Genomic DNA, 19,213 nt, shown 5'->3' on the forward strand with positions numbered 1-19,213 from the left:
AAGCGACGCCATGACCTCCTCTTCCCTGCCGACGTCCGCCGCGGCCGATCCCTGGGACTGGGCGCCACCGGCCCTGAGCCGCTGGTCCCGGCCGGTGGGGCTGCTGCGCCTCGACGGTCCCGACACCCTGCGGGTGCTGCACGGCCAGACCAGCCAGGCGCTCGAAGCCGCCCGACCCGGCCAGTGGCTCGGCACCTGCTGCATTGGTCCCACGGCCCGCCTGCGGGCGGTGGCGGAGGTCCTGGTGGACGCCGACGGGGCCTGGCTGGTGATCATCGCTGGGGATCCCGAAGCCGTGCGCCTCGCCCTCGACCGGGTGCTGTTTCCGGCCGACAAGGTGCGGCTGGGGCCGGTGACAGCGGCCACCCTGCATCAGCCCCTGGGCACGGCGGGGCCGGACGCCACGCCCACCGGCACCTGGGCGGCGCTCGAGGGCTCGTCGGGCTGGCGGCTGGGGGACGCCCTGCTGCTGCCGGACGAGGCCCCGTGCCCCCCTTGGCTGGCTGAGCGTCGCCCCCTGGAGCCGCAGGAGGCGGAACGCTGGCGGCTCCAGCAGGGCCTGCCGGCGGTGCCGGGGGAGATCAACGAGGACACCAATCCGTTTGAACTGGGGTTGGCGGCGCGGGTGAGCCTGACCAAGGGCTGCTACGTAGGCCAGGAGACCCTTGCCAAGCTCGCCACCTACGACGGGGTGAAGCAGCAACTGCGGCGCTGGCAGGCCACGGCTGTCCCTGGCGAGGCTGTCCCTGGCGAGGCTGTCCTTCCCGAGGCCGTCGCCGCCGGCACGCCGCTGCACGATGGGGCAGGGGGCCGCGCCGGGGTGATCAGCTCCAGCCTGCAACTCCCTGGGGGCCAGGGATGGATCGGCCTGGCCCTGGTGCGACGGGCCTGGCTGCAGGCGCCCGAGCTGCTGACAGGGGCTGACCCCGGCGTCCGGCTGCAACTCTCGATTCCGGCCGCCTTTCAGCCACCGCCAGTCGGCGCTGGGGGCGGTTCCGGGGATGCCAGGGCGTCCTGATCCAGCAGCCAGCGCACCACCGCCCAGGTGGCCAGGCTGTCGTCCTGGTTGTAGCGGAAGATCCGTTGCAGCTTGCGGCCCAGGGCGCCCCGGCTCGGACGCCGCGGCCCGCCGGAACCCTCCCGCCACTGGCGCCACCAGAGCAGGCAGCGGGCGCCGTCGACCCCTTTCTGGCTCCAGCTGAAGCCCAGCCAACCCGCCACGGCCTTGAGCCCGTAGCTGTTCACCGGCAGCAGCCAATGGCGACGCAGCCGCTGATGCACGTCCACCAGCCGGGCCCGCAGCCGCTGCCGCTCCGCCTCGCTGGCCCCCTGACGCTCGGCCAGGCGCAGCAGGGACACCGATTCGGTCTCGCCGTAGTGGAGGACGGGCCAGTCGGGATAGCGGGCCAGCAGGGTGCTCAGGCGCCGCCAGAGAAGCGCCTCGCCATGGTCGTGCAGGGCCAGCAGGGGCTGGTAGCGGCCCAGGGTCTCCCCCGGTCCCGGGGCCCCGGGCCAGCGCCCGTCCGGGCCGCGCTCCAGCCTTACCAGGCCGTGGAGGAAGTCGTCACGGGCATCGGGATCGGACTCGATGTCGTAAAGGAGCACGCCGGGGGCCGCCACCAGCTCCGGCAGGGCGGGGCCGGTCGCCTCGCCGCTGCGCTGCGGCACGCCCTGCCGTTGCACCCTGGCCTGGGCCACCAGCTTGGGGGCCACCTCCCGGTGCTGCTCGCTGTGGACGGCCAGGTCCTCAGCCAGGCGATCCGGATCGGCCGCCGCCAGCTGGTCGAGGCTGGTGATGCCCAGCGCCAGCAGGAGCTCGCGGCGCTTACCGCCGATGCCGCTCACCTCGCTCAGGTGCCCCTCGGCGGCCGCGACCCGGTCACAGGCCCCGCGCCAGCTGCAGAGGGTGCACTTCTTGCGATCGCTGACCAGGGGCGGCGGCTCGCGGCGGACCAGCTCGAGGGCCAGCCGCTCGAGGCTCTCGTCGAGTTGACGCTGCAGGGAGCCCCCGAGGGCCAGGCGCTCCCGCTCCAACCCCCGGTCGGCCCCGGCCACCACCAGGCCATGGGGAACGGGGGCCCGTTGGTGCTCCGCCAGCAATCGCCCCCAGAGGGCGAGCAACACGCGGTGCTCCCTGGTGAGGCGCCGGCCCTGGCGGGCCAGCACCGGCCGGTAGCTGTGGGTGCCCCAGCGGCTGGGCTCCTCGACCCGCTCCAGCAGGCTCGGGTGGGCTTCCAGCCGCAGCCCCCGGGGGCCGGTTCCCACCAGCCGCAGACCCACCACACCGGGCGCGCCGGCGTGGCAGGCCGCCTCCCCGTGGCCGGGGCGCTGGGGCAGCAGGCTCTGGAAACTGCGCAACTGGTCGTCGAGGGCCAGGGCGCGATGGGCGCTCCACGACCGCTCCTCGGAGGGACCGTGGAGATCCAGCCAGGCCCGCCGCCGGCAGCGCACCCAGCTGCGCAGCAGACGGTCGGTGAGCACGGGAGCGTCCGAGGACTGGGGCATGGGCTGCAGGCTAGGGGGGCCGGTGGCCTGCCATCAGGCCGGCACCCGCAACGACCAACCGCAGGGGCCAACCTGCTACGACCAGCGTGCCCTTCCCCTGCGTCCGCGCCGCGCCATGGCCTCCGCCCCCCTGCCCCTTGAGGCCGGACCGATCCACTTCGGCACCGATGGCTGGCGGGGCATCCTCGGCGTGGACATCACCATGGAGCGCCTGCTGCCGGTGGCCGCCGCTGCTGCCCGGGAGCTGGCCGCCAGCGCCCCGGCGGGCCTGGACAGCCGGGAGGTGGTGATCGGCTACGACCGGCGCTTCCTGGCGCCGGAACTGGCCGAGGCGATCGGCGCCGCCGTGCGCGGGGCCGATCTGGTGCCCCTGCTGGCGGCCAGCCCCGTGCCCACGCCAGCCTGCAGCTGGGCGGTGGTGGAACGCAAGGCCCTGGGGGCCCTGGTGATCACCGCCAGCCACAACCCACCGGAATGGCTGGGCCTCAAGATCAAGGGCCCCTTCGGCGGCTCGGTGGAGGGCGACTTCACCGCCCGGGTGGAGCGGCGCCTGGCGGCCGGGGGCCTGAGCGTGCCGATCCCCGGCGACACCGAGCGCTTCGATGCCATGGGCACCTACCTGGCCGGGCTCAGCGCCAAGGTCGACACCGCGGCCCTGGTGCGGGGCCTGGTCGCCACCGGCCTGCAGGTGATCGTGGATCCGATGCATGGCTCGGCCGCCGGGGGGCTGCCGGCCCTGCTGGGCGAGGCGGGCGCCGCCGCCGGCGTGATCCGGGAGATCCGGGGTGAGCGGGATCCCCTGTTCGGCGGCCACCCGCCCGAACCGCTGGCGCCCTACCTGGGACAGCTGATCGCCGACGTGCGCCGTGAGACGGCGGCGGGAAGACCGGCGGTGGGCATCGTCTTCGATGGCGACGGCGACCGCATCGCCGCGGTGGACGAGCAGGGCCGGTTCTGCAGCACCCAGCTGCTGATGCCCCTGCTGATCGACCATCTGGCCAGGGCCCGCCGGCTGGGCGGCCGCGTGATCAAGACCGTGAGCGGTTCCGACCTGATGGCGCTGGTGGCGGCGGATCTGGGCCGGGAGGTGATCGAGATGCCCGTCGGTTTCAAGTACATCGCCGCCGAGATGCTGAGCGGCGAGGTGCTGGTGGGGGGAGAGGAATCGGGCGGGGTGGGCTTCGGCATCCACCTGCCGGAACGGGATGCCCTGTTCGCGGCCCTGCTGCTGATCGAGGCCCTGGTGGAAGGGGGGCGGCCCCTGGGTGCCCGGCTGGAAGCCCTGCAGGAGCGTTGCGGTGGCGCCAGCGTCTACGACCGCCTCGACCTGCGCCTGCCGGACATGGCCAGCCGCAGCCGGCTGGAGGCGCTGCTGGCTCAGGATCCGCCCCAGGAGGTGGCCGGTGCCGCGGTGCTGGAGGTGAACCGCACCGATGGGGTCAAGCTGCGCATGGGTCCCAGCCACTGGCTGATGCTGCGCTTCTCCGGCACCGAGCCCCTGCTGCGCCTCTACTGCGAAGCCCCCGACAGCGATCGGGTGCAGGCGGTGCTCGCCTGGGCAGGGCAGCTGGCGGAGGCCATCTGATGGCCGACCCACTTGAACCCACTGCAACGCCCACCGTGCTGGTGATCGCCAGCGGTAACGCCGGCAAGATCAGGGAGTTCGCCCATCTGCTGGCCTCTCTGCCTCTGGCGGTGCGGCCCCAGCCCGATGGCCTGGAGGTGGAGGAGACGGGCAGCAGCTTCGCCGCCAATGCCCGGCTGAAGGCCGAGGCGGTGGCACGCGCCACCGGCCACTGGGCCCTGGCCGACGACTCGGGGCTGGCGGTGGCGGCCCTGGGCGGCGCCCCCGGGGTGCATTCGGCCCGCTATGCCGACACCGACGCCTCCCGGATCGCCCGGCTGCTGAAGGAACTGGGCGAGGCCGACCGGCAGCGCCAGCAGCAGGGCCTGCCATCCGATCGCCGGGCGGCCTTCGTGGCCGCCCTGGCGGTGGCCGATCCCAGCGGAGCGACCCGTCTGGAGGTGGAGGGCCGCTGCGAGGGGGTGATCCTGGAGGCCCCGAGAGGCAGCGGCGGATTCGGCTACGACCCGGTGTTCTTCGTGCCGGAGGCAAGCCTCAGCTACGCCGAGATGGACAAGGGCCTCAAGGGCCGGATCGGTCACAGGGGCAGGGCCTTCACCCAGCTGGAGCCGGAGCTGAGGGAGCTGCTGACACCACCGGCCCGCTGACGCCTATCGTCCCGCAGGCGAACGTTTTCACTGGACAAAAAATTACGAATCCAGCCATCCCATTGCAGACTAAATCAGTGCACTGGTGTATCGTTCTGGAGATGATTCGTCGGCCTTCAGGCCAAGGCCGATGCCGATTCCCAAGATCATTCACCAGACATTTGATGTCTACCAAAGACTCCCGGACGCATTGAAAGATAACTGCAAAGCCATTGCAGCCATGAACAGCAATCGCGAGTATCGCTTCTACGAGAAGAAAGAGATCTCCAGGCTTATTCAGGACAATTTCGGGAACCATGTCTACGAGCGCTACAACCGCATCAATCCAACCTTCGCAGCAGCCAGATCTGATCTTTTTCGTTACCTCTGCATCTACGCCTGCGGAGGGATTTATCTCGATGTCAAAGCCGATGTGCGCAGGCCGATTTTTGCATCCATCCTTCCCAGCGATGAATACATTCTATCCCAATGGGATCAATCCGAAGGCAGTGCCCATGCCGGCTGGGGAAGCCACCCCGAGCTGGGAGGCTTTCGCTCGTTCCAGCAATGGGTGCTGATGGCCTCCCCGGGTCATCCCTTCCTGGCCGCTGTCATCGCCACCGTTCTGAAACGCATCGACGACTTTGATGCCTTCAGATACGTTCGCAACTCCTGGTCCGCCGTGATTCACACCACCGGCGAAGAGCCCTACACGAAGGCCATCCTCGAAGTGATCGATCAGCATCCCCATCGTGTTGCTGTCATGGAACGCGACTTCGACATCGCCTACAGCGTCTTCGGCTCCACTGGCCGTGATGTCGTTCATCATCAAAAACTCTATGCGAGTTACGCCCTCCAGACAGCCCCTCTCATCCGGCAGAAATGGCCCCTGTCGTGGATGTTCTCCCTGATCAGTGGCCTGCGCCAGTTATCACGGGCGGCGCGGTCCCTGCTGGCGGCCTGGAGGCCCAGTGGTTGAGCCACTGGGGCGGGGGCCAGGGCCGACCCTGGGGTGGTCAGACCAGCCGGATGTCGCCGACGGAAGGGATCCAGCCCTGGAGCTGCCAGGTCACACAGCCGCTGAGAATCAGCGGATCCTGCGACACCAGCGCCTCCGCAGCCGCATAGTCCTCAGCCTGAAAAATCATCAGGCCACCGCCACCGGGCTGACCTGCCGCATCCACGCGATAGCCACTGCTGACAATCTCGCCGCGATTCCGGAGCTCCCCCACCCAGGCCAGATGCTCCCTGAGATGGGGGGTCACCAACGCGCGGGGCTGGCAGAAGGATTCCGTCTTGATGAACCAGGCCATGGCTTCAGCTTGACAGCAGCATGAAACCGCCCCCGCCAGACAGAGGGAGTAGGAAGGAGACGGACGAATGAACGGAACATCCCATGTCGAAATCTCAGCTCAACGCCTTTTTGACCAAGGTGGCAGCGGATCCAGCCCTCAAGACCAGGGTGGACGCCGCTGCCGACACCGATGCCGTGGTGGCGATCGCCTTGAGCGAAGGTCACCTCTTCTCGCCTGCCACCCTCAACCGGGCCGAACGCGGCTGAATTGAGGCCGGCCCTGATCCAGGGCCGGCTCAGGCCGCCACCCAGCTGCCATGCAGGCCATGGGGAATCGCCAGCGGCAACTCCACCAACGCCTGCTCCTCCATGGTGGCGGCATCCAGCACCACCAGATCGCTGGCGCTGCGGGCCCCGTTCCAGAACAGGCCGAGCACCCAGCCGTCATCCTCAGCTGTCGCGCCGGGACGCGGCACCATGATCGGCTCACTGACAAATCCCCGCGGCGCCGCGCTCCAGACCCGCGTCTTCCCACCCTGGAGATCAAGCTTCATCAGCGCCTGGAGCGGATCGTTGCCCCGTTCCCGCTCGGCCACCGCCATCCAGGCGTAGCGGCTCTCGAGCCCCACCCGGCCCGGGGGCACCATGGCAAATTCGCAGGTGCGCTCGCTCAACCGGCTGGACGTGACCGTGCCGCTGGCCAGATCGAGACGGCAGCGCTCCAGCAGACCCTCCGGGATGCGATCGAAATCCACTTCTTTGTAGTCCTGGTCGGGGCCGATGGAAGGGAAATCGGCGTAAAAGATGCTGTCAATCACCACAGCATCGCCGTCTTCCCAGGCATTGAGGTGGTGGAACACGAATCCTTCTGGCGCCTCCAGCACCCGCGGCTCCTGGCCGGCAAAGGCCCCGTCCTGGCGGGGGATCAACCAGAACTGGCCCCGGGCGCCGGGGCGGGATTTGAGGCACTGGGCGGCCCCTTTGCGGCCGAGCACATAGGGGAGGGGGTTGAAATCAATCGCGTTCTGCAGGAACACCGCCCAGTTGGGGGTGATGGCGAAATCGTGCAGGAAGGCGAAGCCAGGAAAGCTGTGGCTGGAGTCGGCCAGCAGGGTGCCCGCCTCAGAACCTTCAGCGGCGAACTCCATCAGCCGCACCGTGCTGCGCGGTCCGGCCTTGACGCCGAAAGTGACCATCCGGGTGGCGCCGTGGTGGCCGGGGTCGAAGCGGGGGTGGGCACTGAAGGCCTCACCGGGCTTGAGGACCCCATCGAGCAGGGTCAGGCCCCGGGTTTCGAGGCTGAGCGGATCGAGCGCATGGGGAGAACTGGCCTCCCAGAGGGCGAGGAGCTGGTCGCCGAGCCGCACCACATGGGTGTTGGCGATGTTCTTGAGCCGCAGGTCGAAGGCATTGGCCAAGGGGCCGCCCGGCTTGGGTGTGCCGAACACACCCCGGTACAGGTAGGTGCCGGCCTTCTCCTCCGCCAGCCAGCCCTCGGTGCGCACGAAGCGATTGCTGAGCTGGGCGCCGCCCGCCGTGAAGCGCAGAGCCGTGATCATCCCGTCGCCGTCGAAGGGGTGATGGACCCAGTGGCCGCCCCGTTCCAGCCGGCCGGGTCCATTGCGATAGAGCGTGCCGCCCAACTCGGCGGGGATGGTGCCCCGGGTGGCCGCAAGGGGAACGTCGGTGAGCTCCTCGCTGACATTGCCGAAGGAACTGGCCCAGTCGGAGCGGTCGTAGGCAGGCGAAGACGCGCCAGCAGGGGAAGCAACGGTCATCGGGTCAGCCCACAGGAAAAACAGCGCCGGGCGCTGATCCGATTATCACGTAACGGAGTGTGAAGGTGTGGGCGGCCGTCCCGACCTCAGGCCTGGCAGGGCAGCTCCACCGCCGGGCAGGGGGGCTGGGAAACCGCACAAGGGGCTGACGCGGCGACGCTCGGCAGGCAATCGGCAGCCTGGGCAGGAGCCGCAGCAGCGATGGTGGCGGCGAGGCCGGCCACAAGCACAAGGAGAGGTCGCATGGGGTCTGGACGGATCACAAAAAAAATGCTAGCCGCCACCAGCCGGATTGCCTCCAGCACCGGCCCGCTCCAGCACCCCCTTGCTGCTGGGCACGGCGCCGCCGCGGCGGGGATCGATCTCCACCGCCTGATCGAGGGCCCGGGCGAACGCCTTGAAGCAGGCCTCGACGATGTGGTGGGAATTCACCCCCGCCAGCTGGCGGATGTGGAGGGTGAGGCCGGCGTTGTTGGCCACCGCCACGAAGAACTCCCGCACCAGCTCGCTGTCGTAGGTGCCGATGCGCTGGCCGGGGATGGCCAGGTCGTAGCTGAGATGGGGCCTGCCGGAGCAGTCGAGCGCCACCTGCACCAGGGCCTCATCAAGGGGGGCCAGGAAGTGGCCGAAGCGGCGGATGCCCCGCCGGTCGGCCAGGGCCTGGGCCAGGGCCTGGCCCAGGGCGATGCCCACGTCCTCGTTGGTGTGGTGGTCGTCGATGTGGGTGTCGCCCCTGGCGGTGATCTCCAGATCCAGCAGGCCGTGGCTGGCGAGCTGGTGGAGCATGTGGTCGAGAAAGGGGACACCGGTGGCCACCTGGCAGCAACCGGTGCCATCGAGATCGAGGGTGACCTGCACATCCGTCTCGCCGGTGACGCGATGGATCTCACCGGTGCGTGGAGGGCCTGTGCGCGGTGGGCCGGTTTGCGAAGAGCTGATGGTCACGCGGGCGAAGGCGACAGGCCTGATCCGAATCATGCCAAAGCCCCAAAGGCCACACCCCGGCGGCCGGACGCCCACATGGTGTGCAGCGCTACGGCACGGGGCCGCCCGGGATGGTGGTGTGGCCCGATGCCCACCTGTCCCGGTGCCGTCCTCGACCAGCTGCGCGCCGGGCACCAGCGCTTTCTCGACGGCCATTCGCTCCACCCCCACAGCGATCGCCTGCGGATGCTGGAGGTGGAAGCGGGCCAGAGCCCGGTGGCCGCCGTGCTGGGCTGCGCCGATTCAAGGGTGCCGGTGGAGCTGCTGTTCGACACCGGCTTCGGCGATCTGTTCGTGGTGCGCAACGCCGGCACCATGAGCACCGTGGCCGCGATCGCCTCGCTGGAATACGCCGTCAGCCACCTGGAGGTGCCGGTGATCGTGGTGCTCGGCCACGCCGCCTGCGGTGCCGTGGCGGCGGCCTTCGACCGGGAACTCAGCCTGACGCCGAGCCTGGCCCAGGTGGTGGGCCAGCTGCGCATGGAGCTGTTCAGCCTGGGCGGCGAAGACAACCTGGAAGAGGCCTGCCGCCACCACACCCTGAATGCCGCCCGCAACCTCGTCGATTCCAGCGTCATGCTCACCGACAGGCTCAGGTCCGGCCGCCTGCAGGTGGAAGCGGCCTTCTACAACCTGCACACCACCAGCATTGAATGGATGGGTGCCGTGATGCCGATGCGTCAGGGGTGAGCGGAATTGACCGACACATCAGATGTTGGTTCTTCGGCTTCAGAAGTGGAGCCGATCACATCCCCGTGATGCAATACCCCGCATCCACGTAGATCACCTGGCCGGTGATGCCGCTGGCCAGGGGGCTGGCCAGGAAGGCGGCGGTGGCCCCCACTTCGTCCTGGGTGACGGTGCGGCGCAGGGGGGCTTTGGCCTCAACGTTGTGGATCATGTCGAGGATGCCGCCGATCGCTGAGCTGGCCAGGGTGCGGATCGGGCCGGCGCTGATGGCATTCACGCGCACCTGCTGCTCGGGGCCCAGCTCGGCGGCTAGATAGCGCACCGAGGCCTCCAGGGCCGCCTTGGCCACGCCCATCACGTTGTAGTTGGGGATCGCCCGCTCGGCGCCCAGGTAGCTCAGCGTGATCACGCTGGCCCCCTGGCTGAACAAGGGCTTGGCGTGGCGGCACAGCGGCGCCAGGGAATAGGCGCTCACCTCCAGCGCCCGGGCGAAGCCCTCCGGACTGATGGCGCTGAAATCGCCCACCAGCTCCTCCTTGCCGGCGAAGGCCAGGCAATGGATCAACACATCCAGCGAGCCCCACTGCTGGGAGACGCGCTGGAACAGGGCCTCAATCTGGGCCGGGTTCTGCACGTCGAGGGGCTCGAACAGGGTGGGGTTCAGGGGCGCGGTGAGCTCCCGCACCTTGCCCTCGAAGCGGCCCCGATCGTCAGGGAGGTAGGTGATGCCCAGTTCGCAGCCCGCCGCGGCCAGCTGCTGGGCAATGCCCCAGGCGATCGAGCGGTTGTTGGCGATGCCGGTGACGAGGGCCTTCTTGCCGCGCAGATCAAGGAGCATGGGAAGCAGGGCGCCGGAGGGCGAAAGGGGTGCAGTCCGGCGATTCTCCCGTACCCGCGGCGCTCCTTCCCCTGGCCTGGCCTGAGCCCCGCGGCGGCCAGGCGCTGCCCCCCTGGCCCTGCCCCGGACCCGGTGCTCCGCCGCTGCTGCTGCTGCTCGATCGCCGCCAGCCGCAGGTCCGGGCGCTGGTTGCGCCCCTGGGGGATCTGCTGGATCCAGGCGAACGGCAACGCCTGGGCCAGCTGCGGCGCCAGGCGGATGGGGAGCGGTTCCTGCTCGGTCGGGGGGCGCTGCGGCTGATCCTGGGGGGCTGGCTGGGGTGCGATCCCGCCGGCCTGGTGCTGGGGGCGGGGCCCCATGGCAAGCCGGAACTGCTCGCCCAGAAGGCCGCGGGTCAGGGGAGCGGGGGGATCCCCCCGCAGTTCAACGTCTCCCATTCGGGGGAACTGATCCTGCTGGGGTTTCACCTCGAGCGGCCGGTGGGGGTGGATGTGGAGCAGCGACGGCCGGTGCCGGAGTGGGAGGGCATCGCCGACCGTTGTCTGCCACCGAGTGAATCGGAACGGATCCGGGCCCTGCCGCAGGAGCGACGCAGCGAGGCCTTCCTGGCGGCCTGGTGCCGGCTGGAGGCGGGCCTCAAGGCCACCGGGCGGGGCCTGTTCGGCAGCGCACAGCCTGGCTCCGGAGCAGGGAAGGAATCGGATCCCATCCACTGGCCCCTGGTGCTGCCGGAGGGGTATGTGGGCGCCGCGGCCCTGGCCTGAAGCGTCAGGAGCCTCCGGGCTGGGACTCCTCCGGTTCCTCCAGGTCGTCGGGGGTGAGCGGCAGACCCAACAGGGTCTTTTCGGCCCGCCGGATCGCCCGTGGGTCGCTCAGCAGTTCGGGCTCCTCCAGCAAGGGCAGCACAGGCGGCCGGTGCTGGGCCGCGGTGCGGGGCGGCGGTTGCCAGACAAAGACGTTGCCGGGGGCCCGTTGGCGGCAGAGACCCTCCGCCTGGCGGCGCAGGGCCAGCCGCACCCGCCCCCGCTCCTGGGCCAGGAAGAACTCCTGCCGTGGGGCCAGTCCGAAGCTGGTGGGGGTCGGCCCGTTGCCGCCCCTGAGCCGGGCGGCATCGGGAAGCCAGCGGGGCCGGCAGACGCCGGGACGGCTGGTGTCGGTCTCGATCCAGATGTGCAGGCCCTTGCCACCGGCCCGCGTCACCACGGCCAGCCCGTCGTGCGGCTGGTGCCGGGGCAGGGGGTACACCTTTCCACTCGGGCGCTGATCGGCCGGTACGCAGCCGGCCAGCAGGAGTGCCACCAGCGGCACCCCCAGCAGGGTCCTTCCCAGCGGGCGTCGGGCCAGCGGGCGGAGGGGCGGCACAGCACAGACATCGCGTTCACGGCGATGATCCTTACCCGCCCCCCCCATCCGCTCTGCAGCAAGGGCGGCAGATCCGTGGTCCTCACCGCCTCCACCATGCTGGCCCTGGGCACCCAGCTGCCGGTCGCCGCCATGCAGGCCGGGCTGCGGCCGGTCACGGGTGGCCCCCTTTCCGCCACCGCCCTGGAAGGGAGGCCCGTCCTGGTGCTGTTCCTCTGCCCCCACTGCCCGTTCGTGAAGCATGTGGAGGCGGAACTCACGCGCTTGCAGGAGGATCTGGGCGGCCGGGCGAGCCTGATCGGCATCTGCAGCAACAGCACCATCAGCCACCCCCAGGACGGACCGGCGGGGATGGTGGCCCAGGCCCGGGCCCGCGGCTGGACCTTCCCCTACCTTCAGGACCCCGACCAGGACGTGGCCCGGGCCTTCCAAGCGGCCTGCACCCCCGACCCCTTTCTCTTCGATGCCAGGCACCGGCTCGCCTACCGAGGCCAGCTGGATGGCAGCCGTCCCGGTGCCGGAATCGCCTGCGACGGCAGGGATCTGCGCGCCGCACTGAAGGCCCTGCTGGAGGGGCGGCCGGTGCCGGAACCGCAGCAGCCGGCGATCGGCTGCAACATCAAGTGGCACGGCCGCTGAACCGGGGGCGGCGGGGACCCATGGGTCGGATCCGCAGGCTTAATGTTGCCGCCATGCAAGTGCCCCCCTTCAGTCTCAGCGAGCAACTGCACCAGCTCGGAGACGCCCTTGATCAGGCCGTCCTGGACGTCCTGCGCAGCGGCCAGTACATCGGGGGGACCACCATCAGCGGCTTCGAGGCCGCCTTCGCCGGCGCCTGTGGCGTCCCGTACGCCATCGGCTGCAACAGCGGCACCGATGCCCTCGTGCTGGCCCTGCGGGCCCTGGGGATCGGTGCCGGCGACGAGGTGATCACCAGTTCGTTCAGCTTCTTCGCCACGGCTGAAGCGATCAGCGCCGTGGGCGCCACACCGGTGTTCGTGGACGTGGATCCGGACACCTACCTGATCGATCCGGACGCGATCGAGGGCGCCATCACCCCCGCCACCCGCGCCCTGATGCCGGTGCATCTGTTTGGCCGGCCGGTGGACATGGAGCGGATCCTGGCCATCGCCGCCGCCCACGACCTGCGGGTGATCGAGGACTGTGCCCAGGCCAGCGGCGCCAGCTGGGCCGGGCGGCCGGTGGGCGGCTGGGGTGACGCCGGCTGCTTCAGCTTCTTCCCCACCAAGAACCTCGGAGCGGCCGGCGACGGCGGCATGGTGGTCTGCCGCGATCCGGCGCTGGCCCAACGGATCCGGGAGCTGGCGGTGCACGGCATGCCCCGCCGCTACCTGCACACCGACCTCGGCTACAACAGCCGTCTCGATGCCATGCAGGCCGCCGTGCTGATGGTGAAGCTGCCGCACCTGGCCGGCTGGGTGGAACGGCGGCGGGCCATCGCCGAGCGCTACCAGCGGGAACTGGCCGGACTGCCGGGCCTGCTGCCCGCGGCCCCCGGACCGGAGGGCCACAGCTGGAACCAGTTCGTGGTGCGGGTGCCCCACTGCACGGCCGCCACGATCGCCTGCGGCGGACGCTGCACCCCCGCCGCCGACAGCGCCAGCTACGGGCTCCCCGAGGCCTGCTGCCGCGACTGGCTCAAGCAGCAGCTGCAGGAGGCGGGCGTGACGACGATCATCTACTACCCGATTCCCATCCACCGGCAGCCGGCCTACGCCTGGCTGGGCTACGCCCCCGGCAGCCTGCCGATCACCGAACGGCTCTGCGCCGAAGTGCTCAGCCTGCCGATCTTCCCCGAACTCAGCACCGAGCAGCAGGACAGCGTCATTGCCGCGGTGCGCCGCCTGGTGGGGGCCACGGCAGTGGTCGCCTGAAGCCAGGCCCGCAACCCCTGCCGCCTAGCCCCTGGGCAGGGCGGCATGCAGGGCCTTGAAGCGGGCCTGCTGCACCTTGTGGCTGACGATCGGTTCCGGGTAACCACGCCGTTCCAGTGGCGCGATCTCACCGCTGAGCAGGTCAGCGGTGGCCACATGGGCCAGTTCCGGCAGCCAGCGGCGGATGTAGGTGGCCTCGGGATCGAAGCGGGCCGCCTGCGTGTAGGGGTTGAAGATGCGCAGGGGCTTGGGGTCCATGCCGCTGCTGGCGCTCCACTGCCAGCCGCCGTTGTTGGCCGCCAGGTCGCCATCCACCAGCCGTTCCATGAAGGCGCGCTCGCCCCAGCGCCAGTCGACGATCAGATCCTTGACCAGGAAGGACGCCACCACCATGCGGCAGCGGTTGTGCATCCAACCGCTCTGGTTCAGCTGGCGCATGGAGGCGTCGATGATCGGCAGCCCGGTGAGGCCCTGCTCCCAGGCCTGGAAGCGCGCCGGATCGTTCTCCCAGGGGAAGTGGCGCCACTGCGGCCTGTAGGGGCCGTCGGCCAGCTGAGGGAAATGGAACAGGGCCTGCTGGTAGAACTCGCGCCAGGCCAGCTCCTGTTCCCAGACGCCGATGGAGGTGAGGGCCTCCTCGCTGCGGGCGAGGGCCCGGGCCGCCTGGGCGGCGGCCCAGGCCTGGCGGGGGCTGAGGCTGCCGAAACTGAGGGCGGCGGACAGCCCGGAGGTGCCGGCCTCACCGGGCCTGTTGCGACCCGGCTCGTAGGCGGCCATGGGGCCGCCGTTCACGCCGCCATCGGCAAAGGCCTGGAGCTGGGCCAGGGCGGCCGCTTCGCCGGGGCGGCAGGGGCAGAGATCGGCACCAGCGAAGCGGAACCCCAGCTCCTCGGCCGTGGGCGCCGCCTCGAGCCTGGGCAGGGCGGCCCAAAGAGCGGCCCGCTCCGCAGGCCAGGCGCCGGGATCGAGATCCAGTAAGCCGGCGGGAGCGGCCACCGGCTCCAGGCTTTCGGCTCGCCCCTGCACCTGGCCGCGCCAGTTGCGCAGGAACGGCCCATAGACCCGGTAGGGCTCGCCGGCTCCGGTGCTGATCGCCTCCGGGGCCACCAGCAACTGGTCCCAGTCCACCAGCACCCGGGTGCCCTGGCCCTGCAAGGCGGCCGCCACCTGCCGGTCGCGCTCCCGGCCGTAGGGCTCCACTTCGCGGTTCCAGGTCACCACGCTGGCCCCCACCGCCCGGGCCGCCCGGGGGATCAGGTCGGCCGGCTCGCCCTTCAGGATCAACAGGCGGCTGCCGGCCGCCTGCCAGCGATCCGCCAGGTCCCGCAGGCTCTGGCAGAGAAACCAGACCCGGGCCGGCGCCATCAGCGGGTCAGCAAGGATCGCCGGATCCAGCACGAACACGCCGGTGACCGCCGGGGTGGCGGCCGCGGCCGCCGCCAGACCCAGGTTGTCGGCCAGGCGCAGGTCGCGACGATGCCAGAACAGCCAGCGCTCCGGGGCCATCAGAGTCCCAGCAGCTGACGGGCGCGGTACCAGGCGGTCACGGTTTTGCCGTCCAGGGCCTCATCACCGCCGGCCAGAAGCGCATCCAGCTGCGTGGGCTCCAGCAGCAGCACCTCCATGTCCTCGTCGTCGTCGCCGGGGGGGCGGTCCTGCAGCAGGGTGAGGTCGCGGGCCAGGAAGAGGTGGATCACCTCATCGGAATACCCGGGGCAGGGGTGCATGGCCCCCAGGTCATCCCAGCGGCTGGCGCTGTAGCCGGTCTCCTCCTCCAGCTCCCGCCGCATCGACCCCAGGGGCTGCTCCCCCTCCTCCAGGGTTCCGGCCGGAAACTCCAGCAACCGGCCGGCCACGGCGAAGCGGTACTGGCGCAGGATCACCACCCGGCCATCCTCGAGCACCGGCACCGCCAGGGAGGCGCCCGGATGGCGGATCACGCCATAGGTGCCCTCGATGCCGATCGGCAGGACCACCCGGTTCAGCTCGAAGCGCACCTTGCGGGCATCGAGCGCGGCCATGGTCTCCAGATGGGTGCTGGGCTCGGGGGGCGGCAGGGGAGCCATGGGGCGGGCCATTGGGGCCCCCAGTGTGACGGGCGGGGGCCTGGGGGCGCGGTTCAGGGTCCCTCGGGCCAGCCCGGCTCCCCCGGCAGGGGCAGGGGGGGCGGCTCCAGGGCGGCCCGCGGCAGGGCAGCCAGGCCGGCGGAGGCCGTACGGGGGGTGAGGGCGGCCGCCAGGGGAAGGGGGAGGTCAGGATCGATCGCCGCCAGTGGCGCCAGCACGAAGGCCCGTTCCCCCAGGCGCGGATGGGGGAGCTCCAACTCCGGGCCGTGGCTGGCCATCTCCCCGCACCAGAGCAGGTCGAGGTCGAGACGGCGGGGTCCCCAGCGCTCGCGGCGCTCCCGGCCGAACGCCGCCTCCAGCCGCAGAAGCCGCGCCAGCAGCCCGTTGGGATCGAGCCAGCAGGCCGCCGGCCCCGGCGCCGCGGCCGGGCGTGCCAGCAGGACGGCGTTGAGGTAGGGCGGCTGTCCCGGCGGCCCGCCCACCGGCGCCGTGCGGAACCGGGGCGACCAGCTCAGCTGCAGGGGAGCCGCGGCCCAGGCCCGCAGCTCGGCTTCCAGCCGCGGCCGCACGGCCGTGAAGGTGGCGGCGGGGTCGCCGAGGTTGGCGCCGAGGGCGATGGCCAGGGAGGGGCGAGGCGGGGGGGCCGCCGTGGTGGGAGGCATCGGCTCAGCCGCCAGTGACGCCATGCACCAGCACCGTGAGACCGCCGCGGTGGGTTTCGAGCCAGGGGATCAGGGCCTCGAAATCCTCCCGCCCGAAGCTGATCTGGCAGCTGCTGAGCGGATGGGGGCCCACCGGCAGGCCGAAACGGGCTCCGGCGGGCTGCGCCACTGAAGCGGCGCCGCAATAGACGTGGGCGTGGTGACGCTCGTAAATGTTGGAGGGGCGGCGGGTCATGGCATCTCGACCGGAGCCTGGCGTTCTGGCACGGTATCGGGGCCGGAATCCGGCCCGGCCGATCAGGGCCTGGGCCGGAGCCGCTCGAGGAACTCCGCCTCCGCCACGGTCGCCCGCCGGGTGCGCTGCTCGAAGAGACAGAGCTCACGGCCCTGCCTCCCCTCCAGCAGCAGGGCGGAGATAAGGAGGGTGCCGCCATCGGGCCTGCGATCGGCCACCGGCACATCAATCCGCTCCCCCGGCATCCGGGGCTGATCCAGCCGGCTGGCCTTCCGGCAGGCGGCGCGCACCTCCCGGTCGTAGGCGCGCCAGGCGTCGGGGCTGGAGGCCCCCGCGGGCGGCAGCGCCGGCCCCAGCAGCAGAAAGGCCAACCCCAGCGGGACGACGCCTGGGGCGGGCTGCTTCCGCCCGAGCCAGGACCGCCCCGGGCGGGAGGCGCCGGAGGACACCAGAGAGGTCACGCCAAGGTGCGGCATCGGACGGGAGATCAGCGAAGCCCATTGTCTCCACCGACCCCTGACTGGGACCCCCACGGTCCGCCGCCGCCCCCTGATCAGCGGGACTTGCGCATCTCTTCCAGCCCCCGGGGGGCACCGCAGCCTCTCCCACCTTCCTGCCCATGGCCAGCAGGCGTGGGGCCACGGCCTCGGGCGCTCATGGCGCGATCTGCCTCCGGCCGTCGCCGCTGAGTTGGCGGCCAGCGTCAGCGATCTGGAGGACCGTTTGCGCATCCTCGATACCCATTACATCCCGACGCGCTCGCCCGACAGTTTTGCCGATGGGGCCCCGACCGACCATCACTGCTTCGCAGAAGCCTGACGGCTACCGGCGGCTTCAGAGCGAGGACGGCCTGCGCCATTCACGTTCGATCGTTGACGCCATCGCTGCTGCGCTGGCCTGAGCCGGAGCAGGTGCTGAGCCAGGGGCGCGCCTAGGCGGCCCAGGTGGCGGCGGAGCATCCGGGCCTGGAGCGGGTGGGCCTGTTCGGCAGCTACGGACGGGGTGACGCCGGGGTCGGCAGCGATCTCGATCTGCTGCTGATCGATACCAGTAGTAGCGGCCCCCAGCACCAGCGCCTGCTGGCCTGGCCCCTGGCGGAGCTGCTGGCCAGCGGCTCCGCCATGGCCGCCGCCCTGCAACGGGACAGCCGTTGGTTGTGGCACAGGTTTGGAAACCCTGCTGTCCCACCGCGGGAAGGCCGGGCGCAGGCGGCCCTGAGACTGGCCGCAGAGGCTTTGGCTAGGGATGCGGGCGCCTGCGCGGAGGCCCGGGAGATGGCCACCGACTTCCTGATGGCAGAAAACGAAGCCCTGCGGGTGCTGATCCCCGCGCGCGACCGCTTGCTGCGCGAGTGCTGGGCCATGGCGGAGCAAACCCGAGCCCTCGATCGCAACCGCATCGGCGACGGCCCCCTGTCCCGGCTCAGCGCTGCTGAAATGACCGCTCTGGAGCAGGCGTTACGGGCCGCCCTGGGATTGGCGGGCGTCTGATGGCTCGTGTGGATCGGCCATGGATCTGCTGGCGCCAGCGAGCAGCCGAATCCCGCGTTCACGGGCCTGCACCACAGCAGAGCCAAATCACGGTGGCCCCTGGTGATGGAGCCGCACCAGAGCTCTTGCTGCTGCGAGACTGGTTCCATGGAAGCGACGACTGTCCCCTCCATCGAGACACGCCTGCCCCTGCTGGCGGCGGCGATCGGCGAACATTCCAGGGGCCCAGGTGCGTCTGTTCGGTTCCCGTGCCCGCGGTAACGCCAGTTCCGACTCGGATATCGACCTGTTGATCACGGTCCCCGACATCTGGCTGGCCAGCCACGATCGCTGGCTCACCCTCAGTGAGCTCAGGCGCCGGCTGGCCATGGTCGATGTATCGCTGGATCTGCTGTTGTTTTCGGAAACTGAAGTGGCGGAACGTCAGCACTGGCAGAGCCATGTGATCGGGCAGGCCTATCGGGAGGGGCAGCTGCTCCATGGTCCTCTCTGAAGCCGAGGGCTTCCTGAAGATGGCCAGAGCAGACCTGGCAACCGCTCTGGAGAGTTCAGATCCGGCTCGGTTCCGCGAGGCAGCCTGGGGATTTTGGTTGCCACAGGCTGCCGAAAAGGGCCTGAAAGCTTGGCTGCATCAGCTCAATCTCCTGCCACCGCGCAGCCATGACCTGGCTCGACTGTTAATGATGCTCAAAGATGCCGGCGCCGCTATCCACGACTACGAAGATTTGGAGCGACTGACAGATTACGCCGTGCAGTTTCGCTACGAGCTTGATTGGCCTCCACTGGCTCTTGATCGCGCCGAGTGGAATGAGAAAGTCAAGGAATTTCTCGATACTGTGGCTTTGCATCTGGCAGGCTGAGCCAGCCGGTGCCCTGTGGCGGGGCAGCAACGGATGGAGGAGGGGCCCTGGCGCTGTTGCGGCAGGCGGAGAGAGGGAGTACGGGGCGCTTTGAGGCCTCCTGACTCGGCTCAGCGCTGCAGAAATGAACGCTTTAGAGCAGGCGTTACGGGCCGCCATGGGATTGGCGGGCGGCTGAATCCACGTGTGGATCGGCAGGCAGCTGTGCCCTCCACTGGCCGCGTCCCTTTGCGTGGTGTAAATCCCGAGGCCCGAATGCCCTGATCAGAGGGTGAACAGAGTGGAATGACGGGCTGTCATTCCGGAGGTGCAGATGCGCCTCTTGCAGTCACGATGAAACGGG

General features: G+C 70.4%; 25 protein-coding genes. 13 read left to right on the plus strand and 12 right to left on the minus strand.

Going from position 1 to position 19,213, the window contains the following annotated elements; translation table 11 throughout:
- The first annotated feature begins 10 nt into the window (after window positions 1-10).
- A complete protein-coding gene (locus KBZ33_RS09970) occupies window positions 11-1,018 on the plus strand; it encodes a folate-binding protein YgfZ (RefSeq protein WP_254952739.1) in 1,008 nt (335 codons plus the stop codon).
- Here KBZ33_RS09970 and KBZ33_RS09975 read toward each other — a convergent pair.
- The gene (locus tag KBZ33_RS09975) at window positions 964-2,505 is read right to left on the minus strand and encodes a TM0106 family RecB-like putative nuclease (RefSeq protein WP_254952737.1); all 1,542 of its coding nucleotides are present in this window, start codon (window positions 2,503-2,505) and stop codon (window positions 964-966) included. The genes KBZ33_RS09970 and KBZ33_RS09975 overlap by 55 nt on opposite strands.
- A 115-nt stretch (window positions 2,506-2,620) precedes the next feature.
- On the opposite strand from KBZ33_RS09975, the gene KBZ33_RS09980 reads away from it, so the two are divergent.
- The 3 genes from KBZ33_RS09980 (at window position 2,621) to KBZ33_RS09990 (ending at window position 5,695) form a co-directional block, all read left to right on the plus strand.
- Window positions 2,621-4,090 carry a phosphoglucomutase/phosphomannomutase family protein gene (locus tag KBZ33_RS09980; protein ID WP_254952811.1) on the plus strand — a complete coding sequence of 490 codons (1,470 nt, stop codon included), beginning with the start codon at window positions 2,621-2,623 and terminating at the stop codon, window positions 4,088-4,090.
- Window positions 4,090-4,737, plus strand: coding sequence for an RdgB/HAM1 family non-canonical purine NTP pyrophosphatase (rdgB, locus tag KBZ33_RS09985; protein WP_254952736.1), 648 nt, complete (start codon window positions 4,090-4,092; stop codon window positions 4,735-4,737). Before KBZ33_RS09980 ends, rdgB begins: the two co-directional genes overlap by 1 nt.
- A gap of 130 nt (window positions 4,738-4,867) precedes the next feature.
- On the plus strand, window positions 4,868-5,695 hold the full coding sequence (locus KBZ33_RS09990) for a glycosyltransferase family 32 protein (protein WP_254952735.1): 828 nt from the start codon (window positions 4,868-4,870) through the stop codon (window positions 5,693-5,695).
- 37 nt (window positions 5,696-5,732) lie between these two features.
- Here KBZ33_RS09990 and KBZ33_RS09995 read toward each other — a convergent pair whose 3' ends face one another.
- Complete coding sequence (locus KBZ33_RS09995) at window positions 5,733-6,029, minus strand: YciI family protein (protein ID WP_254952734.1); 297 nt, start codon at window positions 6,027-6,029, stop codon at window positions 5,733-5,735.
- A gap of 83 nt (window positions 6,030-6,112) precedes the next feature.
- Here KBZ33_RS09995 and KBZ33_RS10000 point away from each other — a divergent pair, with 83 nt between their 5' ends.
- Entirely contained in the window at window positions 6,113-6,277 is a 165-nt protein-coding gene (locus KBZ33_RS10000) for a Nif11-like leader peptide family natural product precursor (protein WP_254952733.1), read from the plus strand.
- A 29-nt stretch (window positions 6,278-6,306) separates the two neighbouring features.
- Here KBZ33_RS10000 and KBZ33_RS10005 read toward each other — a convergent pair whose 3' ends face one another.
- The 3 genes from KBZ33_RS10005 to hisB all read right to left on the minus strand — a co-directional run bounded on the left by KBZ33_RS10005 (window position 6,307) and on the right by hisB (window position 8,766).
- Entirely contained in the window at window positions 6,307-7,788 is a 1,482-nt protein-coding gene (locus KBZ33_RS10005; protein ID WP_254952732.1) for a carotenoid oxygenase family protein, read from the minus strand.
- Between the two features lie 86 nt (window positions 7,789-7,874).
- Entirely contained in the window at window positions 7,875-8,033 is a 159-nt protein-coding gene (locus KBZ33_RS10010; protein WP_254952731.1) for a hypothetical protein, read from the minus strand.
- A 28-nt stretch (window positions 8,034-8,061) separates the two neighbouring features.
- On the minus strand, window positions 8,062-8,766 hold the full coding sequence (gene hisB, locus KBZ33_RS10015) for an imidazoleglycerol-phosphate dehydratase HisB (protein WP_254952730.1): 705 nt from the start codon (window positions 8,764-8,766) through the stop codon (window positions 8,062-8,064).
- A 93-nt stretch (window positions 8,767-8,859) separates the two neighbouring features.
- On the opposite strand from hisB, the gene KBZ33_RS10020 reads away from it, so the two are divergent.
- The gene (locus KBZ33_RS10020) at window positions 8,860-9,462 is read left to right on the plus strand and encodes a carbonic anhydrase (protein ID WP_254952729.1); all 603 of its coding nucleotides are present in this window, start codon (window positions 8,860-8,862) and stop codon (window positions 9,460-9,462) included.
- Between the two features lie 55 nt (window positions 9,463-9,517).
- Here KBZ33_RS10020 and fabI read toward each other — a convergent pair whose 3' ends face one another.
- A complete protein-coding gene (gene fabI / locus KBZ33_RS10025; protein ID WP_254952727.1) occupies window positions 9,518-10,300 on the minus strand; it encodes an enoyl-ACP reductase FabI in 783 nt (260 codons plus the stop codon).
- A gap of 29 nt (window positions 10,301-10,329) precedes the next feature.
- On the opposite strand from fabI, the gene KBZ33_RS21605 reads away from it, so the two are divergent.
- A complete protein-coding gene (locus tag KBZ33_RS21605) occupies window positions 10,330-11,064 on the plus strand; it encodes a 4'-phosphopantetheinyl transferase superfamily protein (protein WP_254952726.1) in 735 nt (244 codons plus the stop codon).
- Between the two features lie 4 nt (window positions 11,065-11,068).
- On the opposite strand, the gene KBZ33_RS10035 is transcribed toward KBZ33_RS21605, so the two are convergent.
- Window positions 11,069-11,662 (minus strand): hypothetical protein, encoded by a 594-nt coding sequence (locus KBZ33_RS10035; protein WP_254952724.1) that lies wholly within the window; start codon window positions 11,660-11,662, stop codon window positions 11,069-11,071.
- Window positions 11,663-11,686: 24 nt separating this feature from the next.
- Between KBZ33_RS10035 and KBZ33_RS10040 the strand changes: the two genes are divergently transcribed.
- Together KBZ33_RS10040 and KBZ33_RS10045 are read left to right on the plus strand one after the other, a co-directional pair.
- Entirely contained in the window at window positions 11,687-12,301 is a 615-nt protein-coding gene (locus KBZ33_RS10040) for a thioredoxin family protein (RefSeq protein WP_254952723.1), read from the plus strand.
- 53 nt (window positions 12,302-12,354) lie between these two features.
- The gene (locus KBZ33_RS10045; RefSeq protein ID WP_254952722.1) at window positions 12,355-13,557 is read left to right on the plus strand and encodes a DegT/DnrJ/EryC1/StrS aminotransferase family protein; all 1,203 of its coding nucleotides are present in this window, start codon (window positions 12,355-12,357) and stop codon (window positions 13,555-13,557) included.
- Window positions 13,558-13,581: 24 nt separating this feature from the next.
- Here KBZ33_RS10045 and KBZ33_RS10050 read toward each other — a convergent pair whose 3' ends face one another.
- The 5 genes from KBZ33_RS10050 to KBZ33_RS10070 form a co-directional block, all read right to left on the minus strand.
- On the minus strand, window positions 13,582-15,063 hold the full coding sequence (locus KBZ33_RS10050) for an FAD-binding domain-containing protein (RefSeq protein WP_254952721.1): 1,482 nt from the start codon (window positions 15,061-15,063) through the stop codon (window positions 13,582-13,584).
- Window positions 15,063-15,623, minus strand: coding sequence for an NUDIX hydrolase (locus KBZ33_RS10055; protein ID WP_254952720.1), 561 nt, complete (start codon window positions 15,621-15,623; stop codon window positions 15,063-15,065). The genes KBZ33_RS10050 and KBZ33_RS10055 overlap by 1 nt, the downstream gene beginning before the upstream one ends.
- A 53-nt stretch (window positions 15,624-15,676) precedes the next feature.
- Window positions 15,677-16,285, minus strand: a complete 609-nt coding sequence (gene folK, locus KBZ33_RS10060; RefSeq protein WP_254952719.1) for a 2-amino-4-hydroxy-6-hydroxymethyldihydropteridine diphosphokinase — start codon at window positions 16,283-16,285, stop codon at window positions 15,677-15,679.
- 4 nt (window positions 16,286-16,289) lie between these two features.
- A complete protein-coding gene (locus KBZ33_RS10065; protein ID WP_254952718.1) occupies window positions 16,290-16,520 on the minus strand; it encodes a DOPA 4,5-dioxygenase family protein in 231 nt (76 codons plus the stop codon).
- Between the two features lie 62 nt (window positions 16,521-16,582).
- A complete protein-coding gene (locus KBZ33_RS10070) occupies window positions 16,583-16,981 on the minus strand; it encodes a hypothetical protein (protein ID WP_255011697.1) in 399 nt (132 codons plus the stop codon).
- Window positions 16,982-17,210: 229 nt separating this feature from the next.
- On the opposite strand from KBZ33_RS10070, the gene KBZ33_RS10075 reads away from it, so the two are divergent.
- The 4 genes from KBZ33_RS10075 (at window position 17,211) to KBZ33_RS10090 (ending at window position 18,870) form a co-directional block, all read left to right on the plus strand.
- Window positions 17,211-17,339: a hypothetical protein gene (locus tag KBZ33_RS10075; protein ID WP_254952715.1), complete on the plus strand. Its 129-nt coding sequence runs from the start codon at window positions 17,211-17,213 to the stop codon at window positions 17,337-17,339.
- A gap of 125 nt (window positions 17,340-17,464) precedes the next feature.
- Window positions 17,465-18,010, plus strand: coding sequence for a type II toxin-antitoxin system PemK/MazF family toxin (locus tag KBZ33_RS10080; protein ID WP_254952714.1), 546 nt, complete (start codon window positions 17,465-17,467; stop codon window positions 18,008-18,010).
- 229 nt (window positions 18,011-18,239) lie between these two features.
- Complete coding sequence (locus KBZ33_RS10085; protein WP_396108308.1) at window positions 18,240-18,503, plus strand: nucleotidyltransferase domain-containing protein; 264 nt, start codon at window positions 18,240-18,242, stop codon at window positions 18,501-18,503.
- Window positions 18,490-18,870, plus strand: a complete 381-nt coding sequence (locus KBZ33_RS10090; RefSeq protein WP_254952713.1) for a HEPN domain-containing protein — start codon at window positions 18,490-18,492, stop codon at window positions 18,868-18,870. Before KBZ33_RS10085 ends, KBZ33_RS10090 begins: the two co-directional genes overlap by 14 nt.
- Window positions 18,871-19,213 lie beyond the last annotated feature (343 nt).

The organism is Cyanobium sp. Cruz-8D1, from assembly GCF_024345975.1.
GTDB lineage: Bacteria > Cyanobacteriota > Cyanobacteriia > PCC-6307 > Cyanobiaceae > Cyanobium.

What these genes read in the sequence shown, in the direction of transcription:
- KBZ33_RS10010 (WP_254952731.1), bottom strand. Translation starts at nt 8,033, where the DNA reads ATGCGACCTCTCCTTGTGCTTGTGGCCGGCCTCGCCGCCACCATCGCT.
- KBZ33_RS10090 (WP_254952713.1), top strand. Translation starts at nt 18,490, where the DNA reads ATGGTCCTCTCTGAAGCCGAGGGCTTCCTGAAGATGGCCAGAGCAGAC.
- KBZ33_RS10040 (WP_254952723.1), top strand. Translation starts at nt 11,687, where the DNA reads ATGATCCTTACCCGCCCCCCCCATCCGCTCTGCAGCAAGGGCGGCAGA.
- hisB (WP_254952730.1), bottom strand. Translation starts at nt 8,766, where the DNA reads ATGATTCGGATCAGGCCTGTCGCCTTCGCCCGCGTGACCATCAGCTCT.
- KBZ33_RS09990 (WP_254952735.1), top strand. Translation starts at nt 4,868, where the DNA reads ATGCCGATTCCCAAGATCATTCACCAGACATTTGATGTCTACCAAAGA.
- KBZ33_RS09975 (WP_254952737.1), bottom strand. Translation starts at nt 2,505, where the DNA reads ATGCCCCAGTCCTCGGACGCTCCCGTGCTCACCGACCGTCTGCTGCGC.
- KBZ33_RS10050 (WP_254952721.1), bottom strand. Translation starts at nt 15,063, where the DNA reads ATGGCCCCGGAGCGCTGGCTGTTCTGGCATCGTCGCGACCTGCGCCTG.
- KBZ33_RS10000 (WP_254952733.1), top strand. Translation starts at nt 6,113, where the DNA reads ATGTCGAAATCTCAGCTCAACGCCTTTTTGACCAAGGTGGCAGCGGAT.
- KBZ33_RS10055 (WP_254952720.1), bottom strand. Translation starts at nt 15,623, where the DNA reads ATGGCTCCCCTGCCGCCCCCCGAGCCCAGCACCCATCTGGAGACCATG.
- fabI (WP_254952727.1), bottom strand. Translation starts at nt 10,300, where the DNA reads ATGCTCCTTGATCTGCGCGGCAAGAAGGCCCTCGTCACCGGCATCGCC.
- KBZ33_RS09995 (WP_254952734.1), bottom strand. Translation starts at nt 6,029, where the DNA reads ATGGCCTGGTTCATCAAGACGGAATCCTTCTGCCAGCCCCGCGCGTTG.
- KBZ33_RS09980 (WP_254952811.1), top strand. Translation starts at nt 2,621, where the DNA reads ATGGCCTCCGCCCCCCTGCCCCTTGAGGCCGGACCGATCCACTTCGGC.
- KBZ33_RS10005 (WP_254952732.1), bottom strand. Translation starts at nt 7,788, where the DNA reads ATGACCGTTGCTTCCCCTGCTGGCGCGTCTTCGCCTGCCTACGACCGC.
- KBZ33_RS10065 (WP_254952718.1), bottom strand. Translation starts at nt 16,520, where the DNA reads ATGACCCGCCGCCCCTCCAACATTTACGAGCGTCACCACGCCCACGTC.
- KBZ33_RS10045 (WP_254952722.1), top strand. Translation starts at nt 12,355, where the DNA reads ATGCAAGTGCCCCCCTTCAGTCTCAGCGAGCAACTGCACCAGCTCGGA.
- rdgB (WP_254952736.1), top strand. Translation starts at nt 4,090, where the DNA reads ATGGCCGACCCACTTGAACCCACTGCAACGCCCACCGTGCTGGTGATC.
- KBZ33_RS09970 (WP_254952739.1), top strand. Translation starts at nt 11, where the DNA reads ATGACCTCCTCTTCCCTGCCGACGTCCGCCGCGGCCGATCCCTGGGAC.
- folK (WP_254952719.1), bottom strand. Translation starts at nt 16,285, where the DNA reads ATGCCTCCCACCACGGCGGCCCCCCCGCCTCGCCCCTCCCTGGCCATC.
- KBZ33_RS10020 (WP_254952729.1), top strand. Translation starts at nt 8,860, where the DNA reads ATGCCCACCTGTCCCGGTGCCGTCCTCGACCAGCTGCGCGCCGGGCAC.